This is a genomic window from Pseudomonas sp. 01L34, from assembly GCF_056400265.1.
The window spans coordinates 423,503-442,291 of record NZ_JBFTSX010000004.1 but is presented as its reverse complement, the minus strand read 5'-3'; the positions used below and the strand labels follow the sequence as shown (position 1 = coordinate 442,291).

The window sequence follows — 18,789 nt, the reverse complement described above, 5'->3', positions numbered from 1 at the left end:
TTACAACACCGATGCCGTGGTCGGCAGTTTCGGCTGGCGATACAGGTCCAGCAGCACCTGATCCAGCACCGAAGACGCGCCAAACGGAGCCTTGTCGTTAAGAATCGCCACCACCGCCCAGGTATTGCCATTGACATCGCGGCTGAAGCCGGAGATGGCACGCACGGTGTTCAGGGTGCCAGTCTTGACGTGGGCTTCACCGGTCATGGCCGTGTGTTTCAGGCGTTTGCGCATGGTGCCGTCGGTGCCGGCAATCGGCATCGAGCTGATGAACTCGGCGGCGTACGGGCTGCGCCAGGCGGCTTGCAGCATTGCGGCCATTTCACGTGCGCTTACCCGTTCGGCGCGGGACAGGCCGGAACCGTTCTCCATCACCAGGTGCGGTGCGGTGATGCCTTTCTGCGCCAGCCACTGACGCACCACACGCTGGGCCGCTTTGGCGTCATCACTGTCGGCGTCGGTGCGGAACTTCTGGCCCAGGCTCAGGAACAACTGCTGAGCCATAGTGTTGTTACTGTATTTGTTGATGTCGCGAATGATTTCCGCCAGGTCTGGCGAGTAGGCCCGGGCCAGCACCTTGGCGCTGCTCGGCGTCGGTGCCAGACGATCCTGGCCCTGGATGCTGCCGCCCAATTCCTTCCAGATCGCGCGCACGGCGCCGGCGGTGTAGGTCGCGTGGTCGAGTAGCGACAAATAGGTCTGGGAGCTGCAACCTTCGCCCAACTGGCCGCCGACGGTCACGGTGACGCTGCCATCAGCCTGGGTCACCGGGTTGTAGCGCACGCCCCCGGTGCATTGCTTGGAGTTGAGCGCCTTGACCTGATTGTCGATGCGGATGCTGGCAATCGGCGGCTCGACCGACACCAGGACCTTGCCCGAGTCGTTGCGGGCCACGAAACGCAGGGCCTTGAGGTTGACCAGCAGTGCGTCGGGCTTGACCAGGAACGGTTTGTTCTCGTCATTGCCGTCGTCGTTGAACTCGGGCAGTTGCGGCTGCACGAAGAAGCCGCGGTCCAGCACCAGGTCGCCGGTGACCTGGGTCACGCCATTGGCGCGCAAGTCGCGCATCAGCAGCCAGAGTTTTTCCATGTTCAGCTTCGGATCGCCGCCACCCTTGAGGTAGAGGTTACCGTTGAGGATGCCACCGCTGAGGGTGCCATCGGTGTAGAACTCGGTTTTCCACTGGTGGTTCGGGCCAAGCATTTCCAGCGCGGCATAGGTGGTGACCAGTTTCATGGTCGAGGCCGGGTTGACCGAAACGTCAGCGTTATAAACGGTTGGGGTGCCCGGACCGTTAAGCGGGATCATCACCAGCGACAAGGCACTGTCCGGCAATTTGCTGGCCTTGAGGGCCTTTTCAACGTTGGGCGACAGGGCGGTGTTGATCGGTGCGGCGGAAACGGGGAGGGCCAGGGGCAGAAGAAGGCTGGCCAGCAGCAATGGACGCAAAGATTTGATCATCTGAAATAAAACCCTACAGCCGAGGGGAAAAAAGACGAGGGCATGGTGATAAATTCCCTCAGCGGTCATGAAAGTGTCGGCATTATGCCCCAAGGTGCAAGGGCTTGTGCCGCACCTTGGTCGACTAATCCGCTATTTTTTTACCGACGGTAGACGTCGCGCCGTTCTGAGGCGGGTAATCGGCGCCTGAAACTGCTAAAGTGCCGCCCGTTATTACTTATGAGGATTGTTCCAATGGCGACTAACCGTTCCCAGCGTCTGCGCAAAAAACTGTGCGTCGATGAATTTCAAGAGCTGGGTTTCGAACTGAACCTGGATTTCAAAGAAGATTTGGCTGATGAAGCCATTGATGCTTTCCTCGACGCGTTCCTGAAAGAAGCCATGGAAGCCAACGGTCTGGGTTATGTGGGCGGCGATGACTTCGGTCTGGTTTGCCTGCAGAAGCGTGGCTCGGTGACCGAAGCACAGCGTGCCGCTGTTGAAGCCTGGCTCAAGGGCCGCAGCGAACTGACAGAAGCTACTGTCAGCCCGCTGATCGACGTCTGGTACCCGGAAAAGCCGATCAATCCGGTAGCCTGATGTTCTAAAAAACGGCGACCCCAAGGGTCGCCGTTTTTTTTCAGGCTTTACGCCAATTCAGAATCACCAGCGTCAACACCCCCGCGACAATCCCCCAGAACGCCGAGCCGATGGAAAACAGCGTCAGCCCCGATGCCGTCACCATAAAGGTAATCAGCGCCGCTTCCCGTTCCTGCACTTGCGCCATGGCAATGCTCAGACCGTTGATGATTGAGCCGAACAGCGCCAGCGCGGCAATCGACAGCACCAGTTCTTTAGGCAATGCGGCAAACAACGCCGCCAGAGTTGCACCGAACACCCCGGCAATCCCGTAGAAAATCCCGCACCAGACCGCGGCCGTGTAGCGCTTGTTGCGATCTTCATGGGCATGTGGCCCGGTGCAGATCGCTGCGCTGATGGCGGCCAGGTTGATCCCGTGGGAGCCAAACGGCGCCAGCAGCAACGAGGCAATCCCAGTGGTGGTGATCAGCGGCGAGGCCGGGACGTTGTAGCCGTCGGCGCGCAAAACGGCGATGCCCGGCATGTTCTGCGAGGTCATCGCCACCACGAACAGCGGGATGCCGATGCTGATGGTCGCGGCCAGGGAGAAATGCGGCGTGGTCCAGACCGGCGTCGCGACTTCCAGGTGAAAGCCACTGAAATCCAGCAACCCCATGAAACCGGCCAGCGCGGTGCCGATCAACAGTGCCGCGAGCACGGCGTAGCGTGGCGACAGGCGCTTGACCAGCAGATATGTGAAGAACATCCCCAGGACCAGCGCGGTGCGGTGCTGGGCGGCGACGAAAATCTCGCTGCCGATCTTGAACAGAATCCCCGCCAGCAACGCTGCCGCCAACGAGGCCGGAATCTTTTTCATCAGCCGTTCGAAACTGCCCGTCAGGCCGCACACGGTCACCAACACTGCGCAAGTAATGTAGGCGCCGATGGCCTCGCCATAGGAAACACCGCCCAGGCTGGTGATCAGCAACGCCGCGCCGGGGGTCGACCAGGCAATGGTAATCGGGGTGCGATAGCGCAAGGACAGGCCGATCGAGCACACCGCCATGCCGATGGAGATCGCCCAGATCCACGACGAAATCTGCCCGCTGCTCAGGCCCGCCGCTTGCCCGGCCTGGAACATCAGCACCAGCGAACTGGTGTAACCGGTCATCATGGCGATGAACCCGGCGACAATGGCCGAGGGCGACGTGTCGGTCAGGGGACGAAGCTGCGTGTGCGTGGCGTCGGTCATGACAGCGGTGTTCCTTGTTTTATAGAAATAATCAACTCCGGGGAGCTTTTGTGGCGAGGGAGCTTGCTCCCGCTGGGCTGCGAAGCGGCCCCCCAAACAATCCAATGCGCTCAGATAGATGAAGCGCGTTAGCAGCATCAACGACGGCTTCGCCGCCGAGCGGGAGCAAGCTCCCTCGCCACAATGGTCTCTTCACTTCAGTTCCCGCCCACAGGTTTGTGCGTTCAAGCCTAAACTGAAACGTAACCGGTCGTTGCAATACAGCAAAGGCGACAAACAGCCGTACAGTCGTGTTGCCACCCGCCATTGTGTACAATTGCAGTGTTTTTTACGCGATACTTGCCAGTGACCCACTGTGCCGTATTACAGTCACGGTCAATTCGCCGCAGTTCTCCCGACTCGAGTGCCCATGAACGAACAGTTGCAACCCCTCAAGAAACAACCGCGAGCAGGCAAAGCCGGCCGCAGCGGTACCCAGGACGATATTGTCTACGCGCATATCTTCGAGGCCATCCTCGAACAGCGTCTGGCTCCCGGCACCAAGTTGAGCGAAGAAGCGCTGGGGGAAATTTTCGGGGTCAGTCGCACCATCATTCGCCGCGCGCTGTCGCGTCTGGCCCATGAAGGCGTGGTGTTGCTGCGTCCGAATCGCGGCGCTGTCGTCGCCAGCCCGAGTGTTGAAGAGGCCCGTCAGGTGTTCATGGCGCGGCGTCTGGTGGAGCGGGCGATCACTGAATTGGCGGTGCAGCACGCCACTGCCGAGCAGATTGCCGACTTGCGGCAGATGGTCAACGACGAGCGCGACAGCTTCTCCCGTGGCGATCGCGGTGCCGGTATTCGTCTGTCGGGCGAGTTCCACTTGAAACTGGCCGAAGCGGCGAAGAACGCGCCGCTGATCAGCTTCCAGCGCAGCCTGGTGTCCCAGACATCGCTGATCATCGCCCAGTATGAGAGCGGCAACCGTTCCCACTGTTCCTACGATGAACACACCCAGCTGATCGACGCCATCGAAGCGCGGGACGCGACGCTGGCGGTGGATTTGATGATGCATCACATGGACCACATCGACAGCAAACTCAACCTCGACGAAGAAAGCGCGTCGGATGATTTGCATGCGGTGTTCTCGCATCTGTTGCAGACCAAGAAGCCAGGGCGCTCGACTGCCAAGCTATAAATCGGGCCGAGTCGCGATAGCGGTCTGACAGGCGACAAAAAAATCCCCCGCAATCAATGAGTGCGGGGGATTTTTTATGCCCGAAAAACCTTAACGCTGATGCACCAGATGCCCCGCCGCGTACGTCTGCAGCACAGTCCGATCATCCCCCAGCGTCATCAACACAAACAACGTCTCGGCTATGTTATTGGCCTGCTTCAGGCGATAGCTCAGCAGCGGCGTCGCGTTGTAGTCCAGCACCAGGAAGTCCGCGTCGGTGCCCGGTTGCAGGGTGCCGATCTTGTCTTCCAGGCGCAGCGCGCGGGCACCGCCGAGGGTGGCGAGGTAAAGCGACTTGAACGGGCTCAGCCGTGCGCCTTGCAGCTGCATGACCTTGTACGCTTCGTTCAGGGTTTGCAGCAGCGAGAAACTGGTGCCGCCACCGACGTCCGTGCCCAGGCCGACATTCAGCTTGTGCTTCTCGGCCATCGGCAGGTTGAACAAGCCGCTGCCGAGGAAGAAGTTCGAGGTCGGGCAGAACGCAATCGCCGATCCGGTCTGTGCCAGGCGCGCGCATTCGTCGTCGCACAGGTGCACGCCGTGGGCGAACACCGAGCGCTCGCCGAGCAGTTGGTAGTGATCGTAGACGTCCAGGTAGCCCTTGCGCTCCGGGAACAGTTCCTTGACCCACTCGACTTCCTTGAGGTTTTCGCTGATGTGGGTCTGCATGTACAGATCCGGGTATTCGCTGAGCAACTGGCCGGCGAGGGTCAGTTGCTCCGGGGTGCTGGTCGGGGCGAAGCGCGGGGTGACGGCGTAATGCAGGCGGCTCTTGCCGTGCCAGCGTTCGATCAGCGCCTTGCTTTCGACGTAGCTCGATTCGGCAGTGTCAGTCAGGTAGTCCGGCGCGTTGCGATCCATCATCACCTTGCCGGCGATCATTCGCAGATCCAGTTGCTCGGCAGCCTCGAAAAACGAGTTCACCGATTGCGGATGCACGCTGCCGAAGACCAGGGCGGTGGTGGTGCCGTTGCGCAGCAGTTCCTTGATGAAAATATCTGCGACTTCATCGGCGTGAACCTTGTCGGCAAACTGGCTTTCGCACGGAAAGGTGTAGGTGTTCAGCCAGTCCAGCAGTTGCTCGCCGTAGGCGCCGACCATGCCGGTTTGCGGCAGGTGAATGTGGGTGTCGATGAAGCCGGGAGTGATCAGTGCGTTCTGATAATGGGTGATCTCGATGTCGGCCGGCAGCGTTGGCAGCAATTCGCTGGCGTGGCCGATGGCGTTGATCTGGCCGTTCTCGACCACCAGCAGGCCGTCTTCGAAATATTCGTAGGAGGCTTCGATGCCCACTTCGGCAGGGTCGGCGATGCTGTGCAAAATGGCGGCGCGGTAGGCTTTGCGAGTCATTGGCTTGGGTTCTCAATTGGTTCGAAGCTTTGCAATTCGAGGCTTTTCAGTTCGAAGCTCTTCAGTTAGAAGCTTGGCTGCGGCGCGAAGCAGGCAGCAGTTTGGCGATCGATGATCCGGCGCTGGCGGTGTGCTGGCCGAAATTCGCGTTATAGGTGGCGATGATTTCGCCGGCGATGGAGATGGCGATTTCCACAGGCAACTTGCCTTTGACTTCGCCCAGCCCCATCGGGCAGCGCATGCGTTGCAGCACGGCACTGTCGAAACCACGATCACGCAGGCGGTGTTCGAATTTCACCCGTTTGGTTTTCGAACCGATCAGGCCGAAGTAGGCGAAGTCGTTGCGCTTGAGGATCGCGGCGGTGAGTTCGAGGTCGAGCTGGTGGTTGTGGGTCATGACAATGCAGTAGCTGCCAGCGGGCAGGTCATCGACTTCATCCAGCGGTTCTTCGGTGACGATTTTGCGCACACCGTGGGGGATCTGTTCGGGGAATTCGGCTTCCCGCGAATCGATCCAGCGCACCCGGCAGGGCAGGCTGGCGAGCAGCGGCACCAGCGCCCGACCGACGTGTCCGGCGCCGAATACAGCAATCTGCGCTTGCACCTGGCCCATCGGTTCGAACAGCAGCACGGTCACGCCGCCGCAGCACTGGCCCAGGCTGGCGCCGAGGCTGAAGCGCTCCAGATGGGTGTCCTGCCGGCCGCTGGCAAGCATCTCGCGGCCGATCTGCATGGCCTTGTATTCCAGATGCCCGCCACCAATGGTGTCGAACGTTTGCGTGGCGCTGATGACCATCTTCGAGCCGGCATTGCGCGGCGTCGAGCCGAGCTCTTCGATAATGGTCACCAACACACAGGGTTCACCCCGGTTTTGCAGGTCGGCGAGGGCGTCGATCCAGTTGTACATGGTTCACCTCAACATCTCTGTTGTCTGTTCGGGTCTCATCGCGGGCAAGCCACGCTCCCACAAGGAATGCATCGTACCTGTGGGAGCTTGCTTGCTTGCGATGGCCGCGCCTAGGTCTTACAGCGAAGCCAACTCGGCTTCAGCCTCAACAGGCTTCAAAGCCTTCAACTGACGCATCTGCTCACAGCCCCACAACACCCGCTCCGGCGTCGCCGGCGCGTCGATTTTCGGTTGATGCCGGTAGTCGCCCAAACTCGCCACGGCGTCCTTGATCGCGCACCAGACGGCGATGCCAAGCATGAACGGCGGCTCACCCACAGCCTTGGAATGGAACACCGTGTCTTCCGGGTTCTTGCGGTTTTCCACCAGCTTCACCCGCAGGTCCAACGGCATGTCCGCCACGGCCGGGATTTTGTAGCTGGCCGGGCCGTTGGTCATCAGTTTGCCTTTGTCGTTCCACACCAGTTCTTCCATGGTCAGCCACCCCATGCCCTGGATGAAGCCGCCCTCGACCTGACCGATGTCGATGGCCGGGTTCAGCGAGGCGCCGACGTCGTGGAGGATGTCGGTACGCAGCATCTTGTACTCGCCGGTCAGGGTGTCGACGATCACCTCGGCGCAGGCCGCGCCGAAGGCGTAGTAGTAGAACGGCCGACCGCGAGCCTGACTGCGGTCGTAGTAGATTTTCGGAGTCTTGTAGAAGCCAGTGCTCGACAACGACACCTGGGCGAAATACGCCTGCTGGATCAGCGCTTCGAACGTCAGGATGTGATCGCGAACCCGCACATGACCGTTGTGGAATTCCACGTCTTCTTCGCTGACCTTGTATTGTCGCGCGGCAAATTCCACCAGGCGTTTCTTGATGATTTCCGCGGCATTCTGTGCGGCTTTACCGTTGAGGTCGGCGCCGCTGGAAGCGGCGGTCGGCGAGGTGTTCGGCACTTTGTCGGTGTTGGTCGCGGTGATCTGCACCCGGTCCATTTCCACCTGGAATACTTCAGCCACCACTTGTGCAACCTTGGTGTTCAGGCCCTGGCCCATCTCGGTGCCGCCGTGGTTCAGGTGGATGCTGCCGTCGGTGTAGACATGCACCAGCGCACCGGCCTGGTTGAGGAAACTGGCGGTGAAGGAAATACCGAATTTCACCGGGGTCAGCGCCAGGCCTTTTTTCAGGATCGGGCTGTTGGCGTTGTAGCGGCGAATCGCTTCGCGACGCTCGGCGTACTGGCTGCTGGCTTCCAGTTCGGCGGTCATTTCCTCGAGCATGTTGTGCTCGACGGTCTGGTAGTAATGGGTGACGTTGCGCTCGGTCTTGCCGTAGTAGTTGGCCTTGCGCACCGCCAGCGGATCGAGGGCCAGATGACGGGCTATGGCGTCCATCACTTCTTCGATCGCAACCATGCCTTGCGGGCCACCGAAGCCACGGTAAGCGGTGTTCGATGCGGTGTTGGTCTTGCAGCGGTGACCATTGATGGTCGCATCGCCCAGGTAGTACGAGTTGTCGGCATGGAACATCGCGCGGTCGACAATCGACGCCGACAAATCCGGTGAGCAACCGCAGTTACCGGCCAGCTCCAGGGCGATGCCGTGCAGGCGGCCGGTGCTGTCGAAGCCCACGTCGTACTCGACGTAGAACGGGTGACGCTTGCCGGTCATCAGCATGTCTTCGACACGCGGCAGGCGCATTTTGGTGGGTTGACCGGTCAGGTGCGCGATCACCGCGCACAGGCACGCCGGGCTTGCCGCCTGGGTTTCCTTGCCGCCGAAACCACCGCCCATGCGGCGCATGTCGACGACGATCTTGTTCATCGACACGTCCAGCACTTCCGCCACCAGTTTCTGCACTTCGGTGGGGTTCTGGGTCGAGCAGTAAACGATCATCCCGCCGTCTTCAGTCGGCATCACCGAAGAGATCTGGGTTTCCAGATAAAAGTGTTCCTGGCCGCCGATGTGCAGCGTGCCCTGGATGCGATGCTCGGCAGTGGCCAAGGCATTGGCCGAATCGCCGCGCTGGTGGGTATGGCTGTCGAGCACGAAATGGCGTTTGCGCAGGGCTTCGACCACGTCCAGAACCGGTTCGAGGTCTTCGTATTCGATGATCGCCGCCATCGCGGCTTTGCGCGCGGTTTCCAGGTCTTTCGCGGCGACTGCGAGCACCGGTTGGCCGACGAACTGCACATCATCGATGGCCAGCAGCGGATCGCCCGGCAACAGCGGGCCGATGTCTTTCAGGCCTGGCACGTCTTCGTGGGTGATGGCGATGCGCACGCCTTCAAAGGCGTAGCAGGGCTTGGTATCGATGCTGATGATTTTCGCATGGGCGCGGTCCGACAGCCGTGCATAAACGTGCAGCTGATTGGGGAATTCCAGCCGATCGTCGATGTACTGCGCTTCTCCGGACACATGCTTGGCGGCGCTGTCGTGCTTGACGCTGCGGCCGACTCCGGTGGTCAGATCCTTGGCGAACAATTCAGCCAGTTCGGCTTGGGTCTTCTCTACGGCGTGATGATTAGACATAAGCGGTCACCCGAGTCTCGATGTGCGGTGTTTGCAGTTCGATGAAGTATTTGCGCAGCAGGTTCTGCGCGCTGAGCAGGCGGTATTCCTTGCTGGCGCGGAAGTCCGAGAGCGGTGTGAAATCTTCGGCTAGTGCGGCGCAGGCGCGTTCAATGGTGGCGTTGTTGAACGGTGCGCCAACCAGCGCGGCTTCGCAGTTTTTCGCACGTTTCGGGATGGCCGCCATGCCGCCGAAAGCAACGCGGGCGTCGGCGACTACGCCATTGTCGATGCGCAGGTTGAAGGCTGCGCAGACTGCGGAAATGTCGTCGTCCAGACGCTTTGACACCTTGTAGGCGCGGAACAGTTGTTCAGCGCTGGCGCGGGGCACGATGATCTTCTCGATGAACTCGCTTTCCTGGCGCGCGGTGACCCGGTAATCGATGAAGTAATCTTCCAGGGCCAGGGTGCGGCGAGTCTCGCCTTTGCACAGCACGATCTGCGCGCCAAGGGCGATCAGCAGCGGTGGCGAGTCACCGATCGGCGAGGCGTTGCCTATATTGCCGCCGAGGGTGCCCTGGTTGCGAATCTGCAACGAAGCGAAGCGCTGCAGCAATTCGCCGAAGTCCGGGTACTCGGCCTTCAAAGCGTCGTAACAGTCGGAGAGGGCGGTGGCGGCGCCGATTTCCAGGCGATCGTCGAAGCGCTCGATGCGCTTCATTTCGGCGACGTTGCCGACGTAGATCATCACCGGCAAGGTGCGGTGGAATTGCGTGACTTCCAGCGCCAGGTCGGTACCGCCGGCCAGCAGGCGGGCCTGTGGATAAGCGTCGTAGAGGTCGGCCAGATCGGCCACGGTCAACGGCACCAGGCAGCGTTTGTCGCCACTGTTGAGTTCACCGATGTCGGTGGGGGCGATGGCTTTCAGGCGAGCGATGGTTTGCGCTTCGCGAGCATCGAACTGGTCCGGTTGCTTGTTGCAGCAGGATTGCTCGGCGGCGGCCAGGATCGGCCGATAACCGGTGCAGCGGCAGAGGTTGCCGGCCAGCGCTTCGTGGGCCTTGTGGGAGTCCGGTTGATCGCTGTTCTTTTGCAGGGCGAACAACGACATGACAAAGCCCGGGGTGCAGAAGCCGCACTGCGAGCCGTGGCACTCGACCATGGCTTTTTGCACGCTGTGCAGTTGGCCTTGGTGCTTGAGGTCTTCGACGCTGATCAGTTGCTTGCCGTGCAGCGACGAAACAAAGGTCAGGCACGAGTTGAGGCTGCGATAGCGAATGTGTTCGCGGCCATCGTCATCCGTCTGCAACTCGCCGACCACCACAGTGCACGCGCCACAGTCACCGCTGGCGCAGCCTTCTTTGGTGCCGGGTTTGCCCACATGTTCGCGCAAGTAATTGAGCACAGTCAGGTTCGGGTCCAGGGCGTGCTCGCTACGGAGTTCCTGGTTGAGTAAAAACTGGATCACGGATGGCCTCGCAAACTCATTATTGTTGTTAACCGACATGAGCCGAATTTATCAGGTCTGACTTTCCGGTCAATGATTTTCTGACTTAAAGGTCAGGAAATGGCATTTTGTCGATCAACGACTCGTTCCTTCATTATTGACCCTCACGGGATAGCCTGCTTTTTGCTTGAATCGTGCCAAAAACCGCTGGGTGGGCACTCCGCCATGACCCCTCAATTGCGCTACACTGCGCCGCTTGTGCAGATCGAAGAGTTTGAAGGACAACCATGACGTTCAAGGCGCCGGACAGCCTCGCCGAGCAAATCGCTCACCACCTCGCCGAACGTATCATTCGCGGCGAAATGAAGCCGGGGGAGCGCATCCAGGAACAGAAGGTCACGCTGGCCCTCAATGTCAGCCGCGGTTCAGTCCGTGAGGCCTTGCTGATCCTCGAGCGCCGCCACTTGATCGCGATTTTACCGCGACGTGGCGCCCACGTGACTGAACTGACGCCGCATAAGGTGCAGAGCCTGTGCACGCTGATGAGCGAGTTGTACATATTGCTCGGCAACGCCGTGGCCAGCGGTTGGCAAGTCCAGGCCGACATGGCGCCATTCCTGCAGATCCAGCAGCGCCTGACCGCCAGCTACGAACGCCAGGACATCCGCACGTTCGTCGACGACAGCTTCAGTGTGATGCGTGCCGCGTATCCGTTCGCCAACAACCCGTACTTGCAGGAAACCGTCGAGAATCTGCAGCCGGCCATGAGCCGTGCGTATTTCCTGGCGTTGGAGCAGCGCAAGGCCTCGATGAGCGAGTTCCTGGAACTGTTCGAACGCCTGCTGGCCGCCGTGCTGGCCCGTGACTTTGCGCAGATCCGCGTGGTGCTGACGGCGTATGCCCAGCGCAGTTGCGATCTGGTGGTTTCTGCCTTGACGGTCGCTTAAGCGTGCGGCTCAAGTGCATTAAACTGGCGGGGTTCAAATCCTTCGTCGACCCGACCACGGTGAACTTCCCCAGTAACATGGCGGCAGTGGTCGGGCCCAATGGCTGTGGCAAGTCGAACATCATCGACGCCGTGCGTTGGGTGATGGGCGAGAGCTCGGCCAAGAACTTGCGCGGCGAGTCGATGACCGACGTCATCTTCAACGGCTCCACCAGCCGTAAACCGGTGAGCCAGGCGAGCATCGAGCTGGTGTTCGATAACTCCGATGGCACCTTGATCGGCGAATACGCCGCCTACGCGGAAATTTCCATCCGCCGCAAAGTGACCCGCGACAGCCAGAACAGTTATTTCCTCAACGGCGCCAAATGCCGTCGTCGTGACATCACTGACATTTTCCTCGGCACCGGTCTCGGCCCGCGCAGCTATTCGATCATCGAGCAGGGGATGATCTCCAAGCTGATCGAAGCCAAGCCGGAAGACCTGCGCAACTTTATCGAAGAAGCGGCGGGCATCTCCAAGTACAAGGAGCGTCGACGCGAAACCGAAAACCGCATCCGCCGCACCCACGAAAACCTGGCCCGCCTGACCGACCTGCGCGAAGAGCTCGAGCGTCAGCTTGAACGCTTGCACCGCCAGGCCGAGGCCGCCAAGAAGTATCAGGAATACAAGGGCGAAGAGCGTCAGCTCAAGGCCCAGTTGTCAGCCCTGCGCTGGCAGGCGCTGAACGAGCAGGTCGGCCAGCGCGAAGCGATCATCGGCACCCAGGAAATCACCTTCGAAGCTCTGGTGGCCGAGCAGCGCAATGCCGACGCGGCCATTGAACGCCTGCGTGACGGGCATCACGACCTGTCCGAGCGCTTCAATCTGGTGCAGGGGCGCTTCTATTCGGTCGGCGGCGACATCGCCCGGGTCGAGCAGAGCATCCAGCACGGCCAGCAGCGCTTGCGTCAATTGCAGGATGACCTGAAAGAAGCCGAACGTGCGCGGCTGGAAACCGAATCGCACTTGGGCCATGACCGCACCTTACTGCTGACTTTGGGCGAAGAGCTGGACATGCTCACGCCGGAACAGGAAGTCACCAGCGCCGCCGCCGAAGAGGCCGCCGCCGCACTGGAAGAATCCGAAACCACCATGCATGGCTGGCAGGAGCAGTGGGACACCTTCAACCTCACCGCCGCCGAGCCGCGTCGCCAGGCTGAAGTTCAGCAGTCGCGGATCCAGCAGCTGGAAACCAGCATGGAGCGATTGGCCGATCGTCAGAAGCGTCTGGCCGAAGAGCGCGCGTTGCTTTCGGCAGACCCGGAAGACGCGGCGATCATGGAGCTCAGCGAGCAGTTGGCCGCGTCCGAGGCGACGCTGGAAGACTTGCAGGCCAGTGAAGAGGCGCAAGTCGAACGTCTTGAGCAACTGCGTCAGGAGTTGCAGCAAGCGTTGTCGGCGCAGCAGCAAGCCCAAGGTGATTTGCAGCGGCTCAACGGTCGGCTGGCGTCGCTGGAAGCCTTGCAGCAAGCCGCGCTCGATCCGGGCACCGGCACCGCCGAATGGCTGCGCGAACAGCACCTGGCGGATCGTCCGCGTCTGGCCGAAGGCCTGAAGGTTGAGGCCGGGTGGGAGCTGGCGGTGGAAACCGTACTCGGTGCCGACCTGCAAGCAGTGCTGGTGGACGACTTCGGTGATTTCGATCTGGCCGGGTTTGCCCAAGGCGATTTGCGCCTGCTCAGTCCGGCCAGTGATGGCGTGCGCATGCCCGGCAGTTTGCTCGACAAGGTCGAGGCGCAGATCGATCTGTCGCCTTGGCTGGGGCAGGTCAAACCGGTCGACAGCCTTGAACAGGCCTTGGCCTTGCGCGGGCAATTGGCTGCCGGCCAAAGCCTGATTAGCCGCGACGGCTACTGGGTTGGCAGGCACTTTTTACGCGTACGTCGGGCTAGCGAGGCAGAAAGCGGCGTGCTCGCCCGTGGCCAGGAAATCCAACGGCTGGGCCTGGAGCGTGAAGAACGCGAAGCCACGGTTGAAACTCTGGAAACCCAACTTCAGAATCTAAGGGCGCAACAGCGTCAGCAGGAAAACGGCCGCGAACATTTGCGCCGTCTGCTGCAAGACGAAGCGCGTCAGCAGGGTGAATTGAAAGCCCAGTTGTCGGCTGGTAAAGCCAAGGTCGAACAGTTGACCCTGCGCCGCAGCCGTCTCGATGAAGAACTCACCGAGCTCAGCGAACAGCGCGCCCTGGAACACGAAAACATCGGCGAAGCGCGCCTGCAATTGCAGGAAGCCCTCGACAGCATGGCGCTGGACACCGAGCAGCGCGAGTTGCTGCTGGCCCAGCGCGACAGCCTGCGCGAACGCCTCGACCGGGTGCGTCAGGAAGCCCGGCAGCACAAGGACCATGCGCATCAATTGGCGGTGCGCCTGGGGTCGTTGAAGGCGCAACACGATTCCACCCGTCAGGCTCTTGAGCGGCTGGAAATGCAGGCGGAGCGCCTGACCGAGAAGCGCGAACAGCTGAGCCTCAATCTGGAAGAGGGCGAGGCACCGCTGGAAGAGTTGCGGCTGAAGCTCGAAGAGTTGCTCGACAAGCGCATGACCGTCGACGAAGAGCTCAAGACCGCGCAAATCGCCATGGAAGACGCCGACCGTGAACTGCGCGATGCTGAAAAGCGCCGGACTCAGGCCGAGCAGCAATCCCAGTTGATTCGCAGCCAGCTCGAACAGCAACGCATGGAATGGCAAGCGTTGACGGTGCGGCGCAAGACCTTGCAGGATCAATTGCTCGAAGATGGCTACGACCTCAATGGCGTACTCGCCACCCTGGTGGCCGGAGTCAGCGAGAAAGACGCCGAAGAAGAACTCGAGCGTATTGCCGCGCGGATTCAGCGCCTGGGCGCGATCAACCTCGCGGCCATCGACGAATACCAGCAACAATCCGAGCGTAAACGTTATCTGGATGCCCAGAACGACGATCTGGTGGAAGCACTGGACACTCTCGAGAACGTGATTCGCAAGATCGACAAGGAAACCCGGAACCGCTTCAAAGATACCTTTGATCAGATCAATGGCGGTTTACAGGCCCTTTTCCCAAAAGTTTTCGGTGGAGGCAGCGCCTATTTGGAACTGACGGGCGAAGATCTACTCGATACAGGGGTGACGATCATGGCGCGGCCGCCAGGAAAGAAGAACAGCACCATCCATTTGCTCTCCGGTGGCGAAAAAGCCCTGACCGCATTGGCCCTGGTATTTGCCATCTTCAAGTTGAATCCGGCGCCGTTCTGCATGCTCGATGAAGTTGACGCGCCATTGGATGACGCTAACGTTGGACGCTACGCGCGGCTGGTCAAAGAGATGTCGCAGACGGTGCAGTTCATCTATATCACCCACAACAAGATCGCCATGGAAATGGCCGATCAATTGATGGGGGTGACGATGCATGAACCGGGTTGCTCGCGTCTGGTGGCAGTGGATGTGGAGGAGGCGATGGCCATGGTGGACGCCTGAGTCATTGCATGTAGGACAGGTAATTTTAAGCTGTAGGGCTTTTTTACCTGGCTTGACTTGCTGGCCAATCGACATATTCGCGCAAGCCATTGTGACAGACGGTGTAAAGTTATCTTTGGTCGTGCTAGTTTAATGTCAATTTTTCGTATACGTGGGCAAAACGCCTGTCAGAACATAGAGTTGGCGCCACGTTTTAAAGCGGTTTACACAATGTAAACCCCTTATTTTTCAGCATTTTTTATAGAGGCACGGGATTACATGGAAATCGGTCTGCGCGAGTGGCTGATCGTCATCGGCATTATTGTCATTGCCGGTATTCTTTTCGATGGCTGGCGTCGCATGCGCGGCGGCAAGGGAAAACTGAAATTCCGTCTTGACCGAAGTCTGTCCAACCTGCCGGACGAGGACACCAGCGCCGAGCTGTTGGGCCCGCCCCGCGTGCTGGACACCCAGAAAGAACCGCAACTGGACGAGCACGACCTGCCGTCGGTGAGCATGCCTGCCCGTGAACCGCGCGAATCGGGTTCCAAGCGCGGCAAGCGTGGCCATGGCGAGCCGTCGCAAGGCGATATGAACCTCAGCCTGGACCTGGACGGTGGCCCGAGCTTCAGCAGCCGTGACAACGATTTCCCGGATGACCGCAAGTCCGCCAGCTCACCTGAAAAAGATCAGCCACAAGCCGAAGAAGTGCTGGTGATCAGTGTGATCTGCCGCGACCCGGCCGGCTTCAAGGGCCCGGCGTTGTTGCAGAACATTCTGGAAAGCGGTCTGCGTTTCGGCGAGATGGACATTTTCCACCGCCACGAAAGCATGGCCGGTAACGGCGAAGTGCTGTTCTCGATGGCCAACGCGGTCAAGCCGGGCGTTTTCGATCTGGATGATATCGACCACTTCAGCACCCCGGCGGTGAGCTTCTTCCTCGGTCTGCCAGGCCCGCGTCATCCGAAGCAAGCCTTCGACGTGATGGTGGCGGCGGCACGCAAGCTGTCCCAGGAGCTGAACGGCGAACTGAAGGACGACCAGCGCAGCGTGCTGACCGCCCAGACGATTGAGCACTACCGTCAGCGCATCGTCGAGTTCGAACGCCGCGCATTGACCCAGAAGCGCTGAGGTCAAAGGATCGCAGCCTCGTTTCACTCGACAGCTCCTACAGGGTTCGCGATTTTCTGTAGGAGCTGTCGAGTGAAACGAGGCTGCGATCCCTTGATCTTGATGAAATGAGATTGAGCAGCCTCGGCTGCTCTTTTGCTTTATGAGAGAACACCCATGACTGCCGCCGAAACCCGCATTCTAGAGCTGCGCGCCGAGCTCGATCAGCACAACTATCGCTACCATGTGCTGGATGAGCCGAGCATTCCGGACGCCGAATACGATCGCTTGTTCCATGAACTCAAGGCGCTCGAAGCGGCCCATCCCGAACTGATCACCAGCGACTCGCCGACCCAGCGCGTCGGCAGTGCGGCGCTGTCGGCGTTCACTCAGGTGCGTCATGAAGTGCCGATGCTCAGCCTTGGCAACGCCTTCGAAGAAACCGACATGCGTGAATTCGATCGCCGGGTGACGGAAGGTCTGGACTTGCCGGTCGGCGACCTGTTCGGTGGCGGCGCAGCGGTGGAGTACAGCTGCGAACCCAAGCTCGATGGCCTGGCGGTCAGCCTGCTGTATCAGGACGGCATGCTGGTGCGCGGCGCCACTCGCGGCGATGGCACCACGGGCGAAGACATCAGCGTCAACGTGCGCACCGTGCGCAATATCCCGCTCAAGCTGCATGGCAGCGGCTGGCCGGCGACCCTGGAAGTGCGCGGCGAAGTGTTCATGTCCAAGGCCGGTTTCGAGCGGCTCAACGCCACGCAACTGGAAATGGGCGGCAAGACCTTCGCCAACCCGCGGAACGCGGCGGCAGGTAGCTTGCGGCAGCTGGATTCAAAGATCACCGCCAACCGTCCGCTGGAATTCTGCTGCTACGGCATCGGCCAGGTTTCCGCCGATATCGCCGACACGCACATTGGCAATCTGCAGCAACTCAAAGCCTGGGGTATGCCGATCAGTCATGAATTGAAATCGGCTCGTGGCATCGATGAGTGCCTGGATTACTACCGCGACATCGGCGAACGCCGCAATGCGCTGCCCTATGAAATCGACGGCGTGGTGTTCAAGGTCAACAGCATTGCCTCCCAGCGCGAGTTGGGTTTCCGTGCCCGCGAACCGCGTTGGGCCATCGCGCATAAATTCCCGGCGATGGAAGAGCTCACCGAGTTGCTCGATGTGGAGTTTCAGGTCGGTCGCACCGGTGCCGTGACGCCGGTGGCACGCTTGAAACCGGTCAAGGTCGCCGGTGTTACCGTGGCCAATGCGACGTTGCACAACATGGATGAGGTCGCGCGGTTGGGGCTGATGATCGGCGACACCGTGATCATCCGTCGCGCCGGTGACGTGATTCCGCAAGTGGTGCAAGTGGTCATCGAGCGTCGTCCTGAGGATGCACGACCGGTACAGATTCCCGAGCATTGCCCGGTCTGCGGTTCGCATGTCGAGCGTACGCAACTGGTCAAGCGCAGCAAGGGTCGCGAGACTGTCAGCGAAGGTGCGGTGTATCGCTGCGTCGGCCGTCTGGCCTGCGGTGCGCAACTCAAGCAGGCGATCATTCACTTCGTTTCACGCCGGGCCATGGACATCGAAGGGCTGGGCGAGAAGAGCGTCGAGCAACTGGTGGACGAAGGTCTGGTGAATTCGCCAGCCGATTTGTACGCATTGACCTTCGAACAAATCGTCGACCTCGAAGGCTTTGCCGAGCTGTCGAGCAAGAACCTGCTCGGCGCTATCGAAGACAGCAAGCGGCCGGGTCTGGCGCGGTTCATCTACGCCTTGGGTATCCCTGATGTCGGCGAAGAGACGGCCAAGGTGCTTGCACGGTCTCTCGGCTCGCTGGAGCGGGTTCAGCAGGCATTGCCGCAAGTACTCACGTACCTGCCGGATGTCGGGCTGGAAGTGGCTCACGAAATTCACAGCTTCTTTGAAGACCCGCATAACCAGCAGGTGATTGCCAATCTGTTGAAGCACGGCCTGCAGATTCAGGATCAGGGTGCGTTGGGGGCTGAATTCGCTGCAAGCACCACGCTTGGCGGTTTTCTCGACAAGCTGAACATTCCTTCGGTCGGGCCGGGTGGGGCGCAGAAGCTTGCCGACAAATTCGGATCGCTTGAAGCGGTGATGAATGCTGACTGGCTGGACATGCGCCAGGCGTTGCCGGAGAAGCAGGCGACCTCGGTGCGTGAGTTTTTTGCGGTCGCAGAAAATCGTCAGCTCGCTGAGTCCGCTGAAAAGCAGCTGAGCGATTTCGGCATGCATTGGCAGAGCGAGAAAAAAGTCGTCGAAGGATTGCCGCTGGCTGGGCAGACCTGGGTGCTGACCGGTTCGCTGGAACTGATGAGTCGCGACGTTGCCAAGGACAAACTTGAAAGCCTCGGGGCCAAGGTGGCCGGTTCGGTGTCGGCCAAGACCCATTGCGTGGTCGCCGGGCCGGGCGCAGGTTCGAAGCTGGCCAAGGCCAATGAGCTGGGGTTGAAAGTGCTGGATGAAGAGGCGTTTGTCGAGTTTCTTGGCAAGCACAATATTTCGGTTTAACTGATCGTTCCCACGCTCTGCGTGGTAACGCATCCCGTGACGC

The 18,789-nt window shown here is 60.3% G+C and carries 12 protein-coding genes; 6 read left to right on the top strand and 6 right to left on the bottom strand.

Annotation, left to right across the window (positions count from 1 at the left end; genetic code table 11):
* Nucleotides 1-1,461 (bottom strand): D-alanyl-D-alanine carboxypeptidase/D-alanyl-D-alanine endopeptidase, encoded by a 1,461-nt coding sequence (gene dacB / locus AC1DQM_RS14010; RefSeq protein WP_477746372.1) that lies wholly within the window; start codon nucleotides 1,459-1,461, stop codon nucleotides 1-3.
* 234 nt (nucleotides 1,462-1,695) lie between these two features.
* Here dacB and AC1DQM_RS14005 point away from each other — a divergent pair, with 234 nt between their 5' ends.
* Nucleotides 1,696-2,040: a YggL family protein gene (locus AC1DQM_RS14005; protein ID WP_007941073.1), complete on the top strand. Its 345-nt coding sequence runs from the start codon at nucleotides 1,696-1,698 to the stop codon at nucleotides 2,038-2,040.
* Between the two features lie 40 nt (nucleotides 2,041-2,080).
* Here the strand turns inward: AC1DQM_RS14005 and AC1DQM_RS14000 are convergent, their stop codons facing one another.
* On the bottom strand, nucleotides 2,081-3,271 hold the full coding sequence (locus AC1DQM_RS14000) for a benzoate/H(+) symporter BenE family transporter (RefSeq protein ID WP_477746371.1): 1,191 nt from the start codon (nucleotides 3,269-3,271) through the stop codon (nucleotides 2,081-2,083).
* A gap of 409 nt (nucleotides 3,272-3,680) precedes the next feature.
* Here AC1DQM_RS14000 and AC1DQM_RS13995 point away from each other — a divergent pair, with 409 nt between their 5' ends.
* The gene (locus AC1DQM_RS13995; protein ID WP_007941070.1) at nucleotides 3,681-4,445 is read left to right on the top strand and encodes a GntR family transcriptional regulator; all 765 of its coding nucleotides are present in this window, start codon (nucleotides 3,681-3,683) and stop codon (nucleotides 4,443-4,445) included.
* A gap of 90 nt (nucleotides 4,446-4,535) precedes the next feature.
* Here the strand turns inward: AC1DQM_RS13995 and guaD are convergent, their stop codons facing one another.
* From guaD to xdhA, 4 genes are all read right to left on the bottom strand, one after another.
* The gene (gene guaD / locus AC1DQM_RS13990) at nucleotides 4,536-5,834 is read right to left on the bottom strand and encodes a guanine deaminase (RefSeq protein WP_477746370.1); all 1,299 of its coding nucleotides are present in this window, start codon (nucleotides 5,832-5,834) and stop codon (nucleotides 4,536-4,538) included.
* 61 nt (nucleotides 5,835-5,895) lie between these two features.
* Nucleotides 5,896-6,741 (bottom strand): xanthine dehydrogenase accessory protein XdhC, encoded by an 846-nt coding sequence (gene xdhC, locus AC1DQM_RS13985; RefSeq protein ID WP_019579882.1) that lies wholly within the window; start codon nucleotides 6,739-6,741, stop codon nucleotides 5,896-5,898.
* Between the two features lie 117 nt (nucleotides 6,742-6,858).
* Nucleotides 6,859-9,258: a xanthine dehydrogenase molybdopterin binding subunit gene (gene xdhB / locus AC1DQM_RS13980; protein ID WP_477746369.1), complete on the bottom strand. Its 2,400-nt coding sequence runs from the start codon at nucleotides 9,256-9,258 to the stop codon at nucleotides 6,859-6,861.
* The gene (gene xdhA, locus AC1DQM_RS13975; protein WP_477746368.1) at nucleotides 9,251-10,705 is read right to left on the bottom strand and encodes a xanthine dehydrogenase small subunit; all 1,455 of its coding nucleotides are present in this window, start codon (nucleotides 10,703-10,705) and stop codon (nucleotides 9,251-9,253) included. Before xdhA ends, xdhB begins: the two co-directional genes overlap by 8 nt.
* A 266-nt stretch (nucleotides 10,706-10,971) precedes the next feature.
* Between xdhA and AC1DQM_RS13970 the strand changes: the two genes are divergently transcribed.
* The 4 genes from AC1DQM_RS13970 to ligA all read left to right on the top strand — a co-directional run bounded on the left by AC1DQM_RS13970 (nucleotide 10,972) and on the right by ligA (nucleotide 18,746).
* The gene (locus AC1DQM_RS13970; protein ID WP_477746367.1) at nucleotides 10,972-11,631 is read left to right on the top strand and encodes a GntR family transcriptional regulator; all 660 of its coding nucleotides are present in this window, start codon (nucleotides 10,972-10,974) and stop codon (nucleotides 11,629-11,631) included.
* A 2-nt stretch (nucleotides 11,632-11,633) separates the two neighbouring features.
* A complete protein-coding gene (gene smc, locus AC1DQM_RS13965) occupies nucleotides 11,634-15,122 on the top strand; it encodes a chromosome segregation protein SMC (protein ID WP_477746366.1) in 3,489 nt (1,162 codons plus the stop codon).
* Between the two features lie 258 nt (nucleotides 15,123-15,380).
* Nucleotides 15,381-16,232 (top strand): cell division protein ZipA, encoded by an 852-nt coding sequence (zipA, locus tag AC1DQM_RS13960; protein WP_018925283.1) that lies wholly within the window; start codon nucleotides 15,381-15,383, stop codon nucleotides 16,230-16,232.
* A 156-nt stretch (nucleotides 16,233-16,388) separates the two neighbouring features.
* On the top strand, nucleotides 16,389-18,746 hold the full coding sequence (gene ligA / locus AC1DQM_RS13955) for an NAD-dependent DNA ligase LigA (RefSeq protein ID WP_477746365.1): 2,358 nt from the start codon (nucleotides 16,389-16,391) through the stop codon (nucleotides 18,744-18,746).
* The last annotated feature ends 43 nt before the right edge of the window (nucleotides 18,747-18,789 follow it).

Excerpts from the sequence above, each read along its gene's own strand:
- dacB (WP_477746372.1), bottom strand. The coding sequence starts at position 1,461 with ATGATCAAATCTTTGCGTCCATTGCTGCTGGCCAGCCTTCTTCTGCCC.
- AC1DQM_RS14005 (WP_007941073.1), top strand. The coding sequence starts at position 1,696 with ATGGCGACTAACCGTTCCCAGCGTCTGCGCAAAAAACTGTGCGTCGAT.
- AC1DQM_RS14000 (WP_477746371.1), bottom strand. The coding sequence starts at position 3,271 with ATGACCGACGCCACGCACACGCAGCTTCGTCCCCTGACCGACACGTCG.
- AC1DQM_RS13995 (WP_007941070.1), top strand. The coding sequence starts at position 3,681 with ATGAACGAACAGTTGCAACCCCTCAAGAAACAACCGCGAGCAGGCAAA.
- guaD (WP_477746370.1), bottom strand. The coding sequence starts at position 5,834 with ATGACTCGCAAAGCCTACCGCGCCGCCATTTTGCACAGCATCGCCGAC.
- xdhC (WP_019579882.1), bottom strand. The coding sequence starts at position 6,741 with ATGTACAACTGGATCGACGCCCTCGCCGACCTGCAAAACCGGGGTGAA.
- xdhB (WP_477746369.1), bottom strand. The coding sequence starts at position 9,258 with ATGTCTAATCATCACGCCGTAGAGAAGACCCAAGCCGAACTGGCTGAA.
- AC1DQM_RS13970 (WP_477746367.1), top strand. The coding sequence starts at position 10,972 with ATGACGTTCAAGGCGCCGGACAGCCTCGCCGAGCAAATCGCTCACCAC.
- zipA (WP_018925283.1), top strand. The coding sequence starts at position 15,381 with ATGGAAATCGGTCTGCGCGAGTGGCTGATCGTCATCGGCATTATTGTC.
- ligA (WP_477746365.1), top strand. The coding sequence starts at position 16,389 with ATGACTGCCGCCGAAACCCGCATTCTAGAGCTGCGCGCCGAGCTCGAT.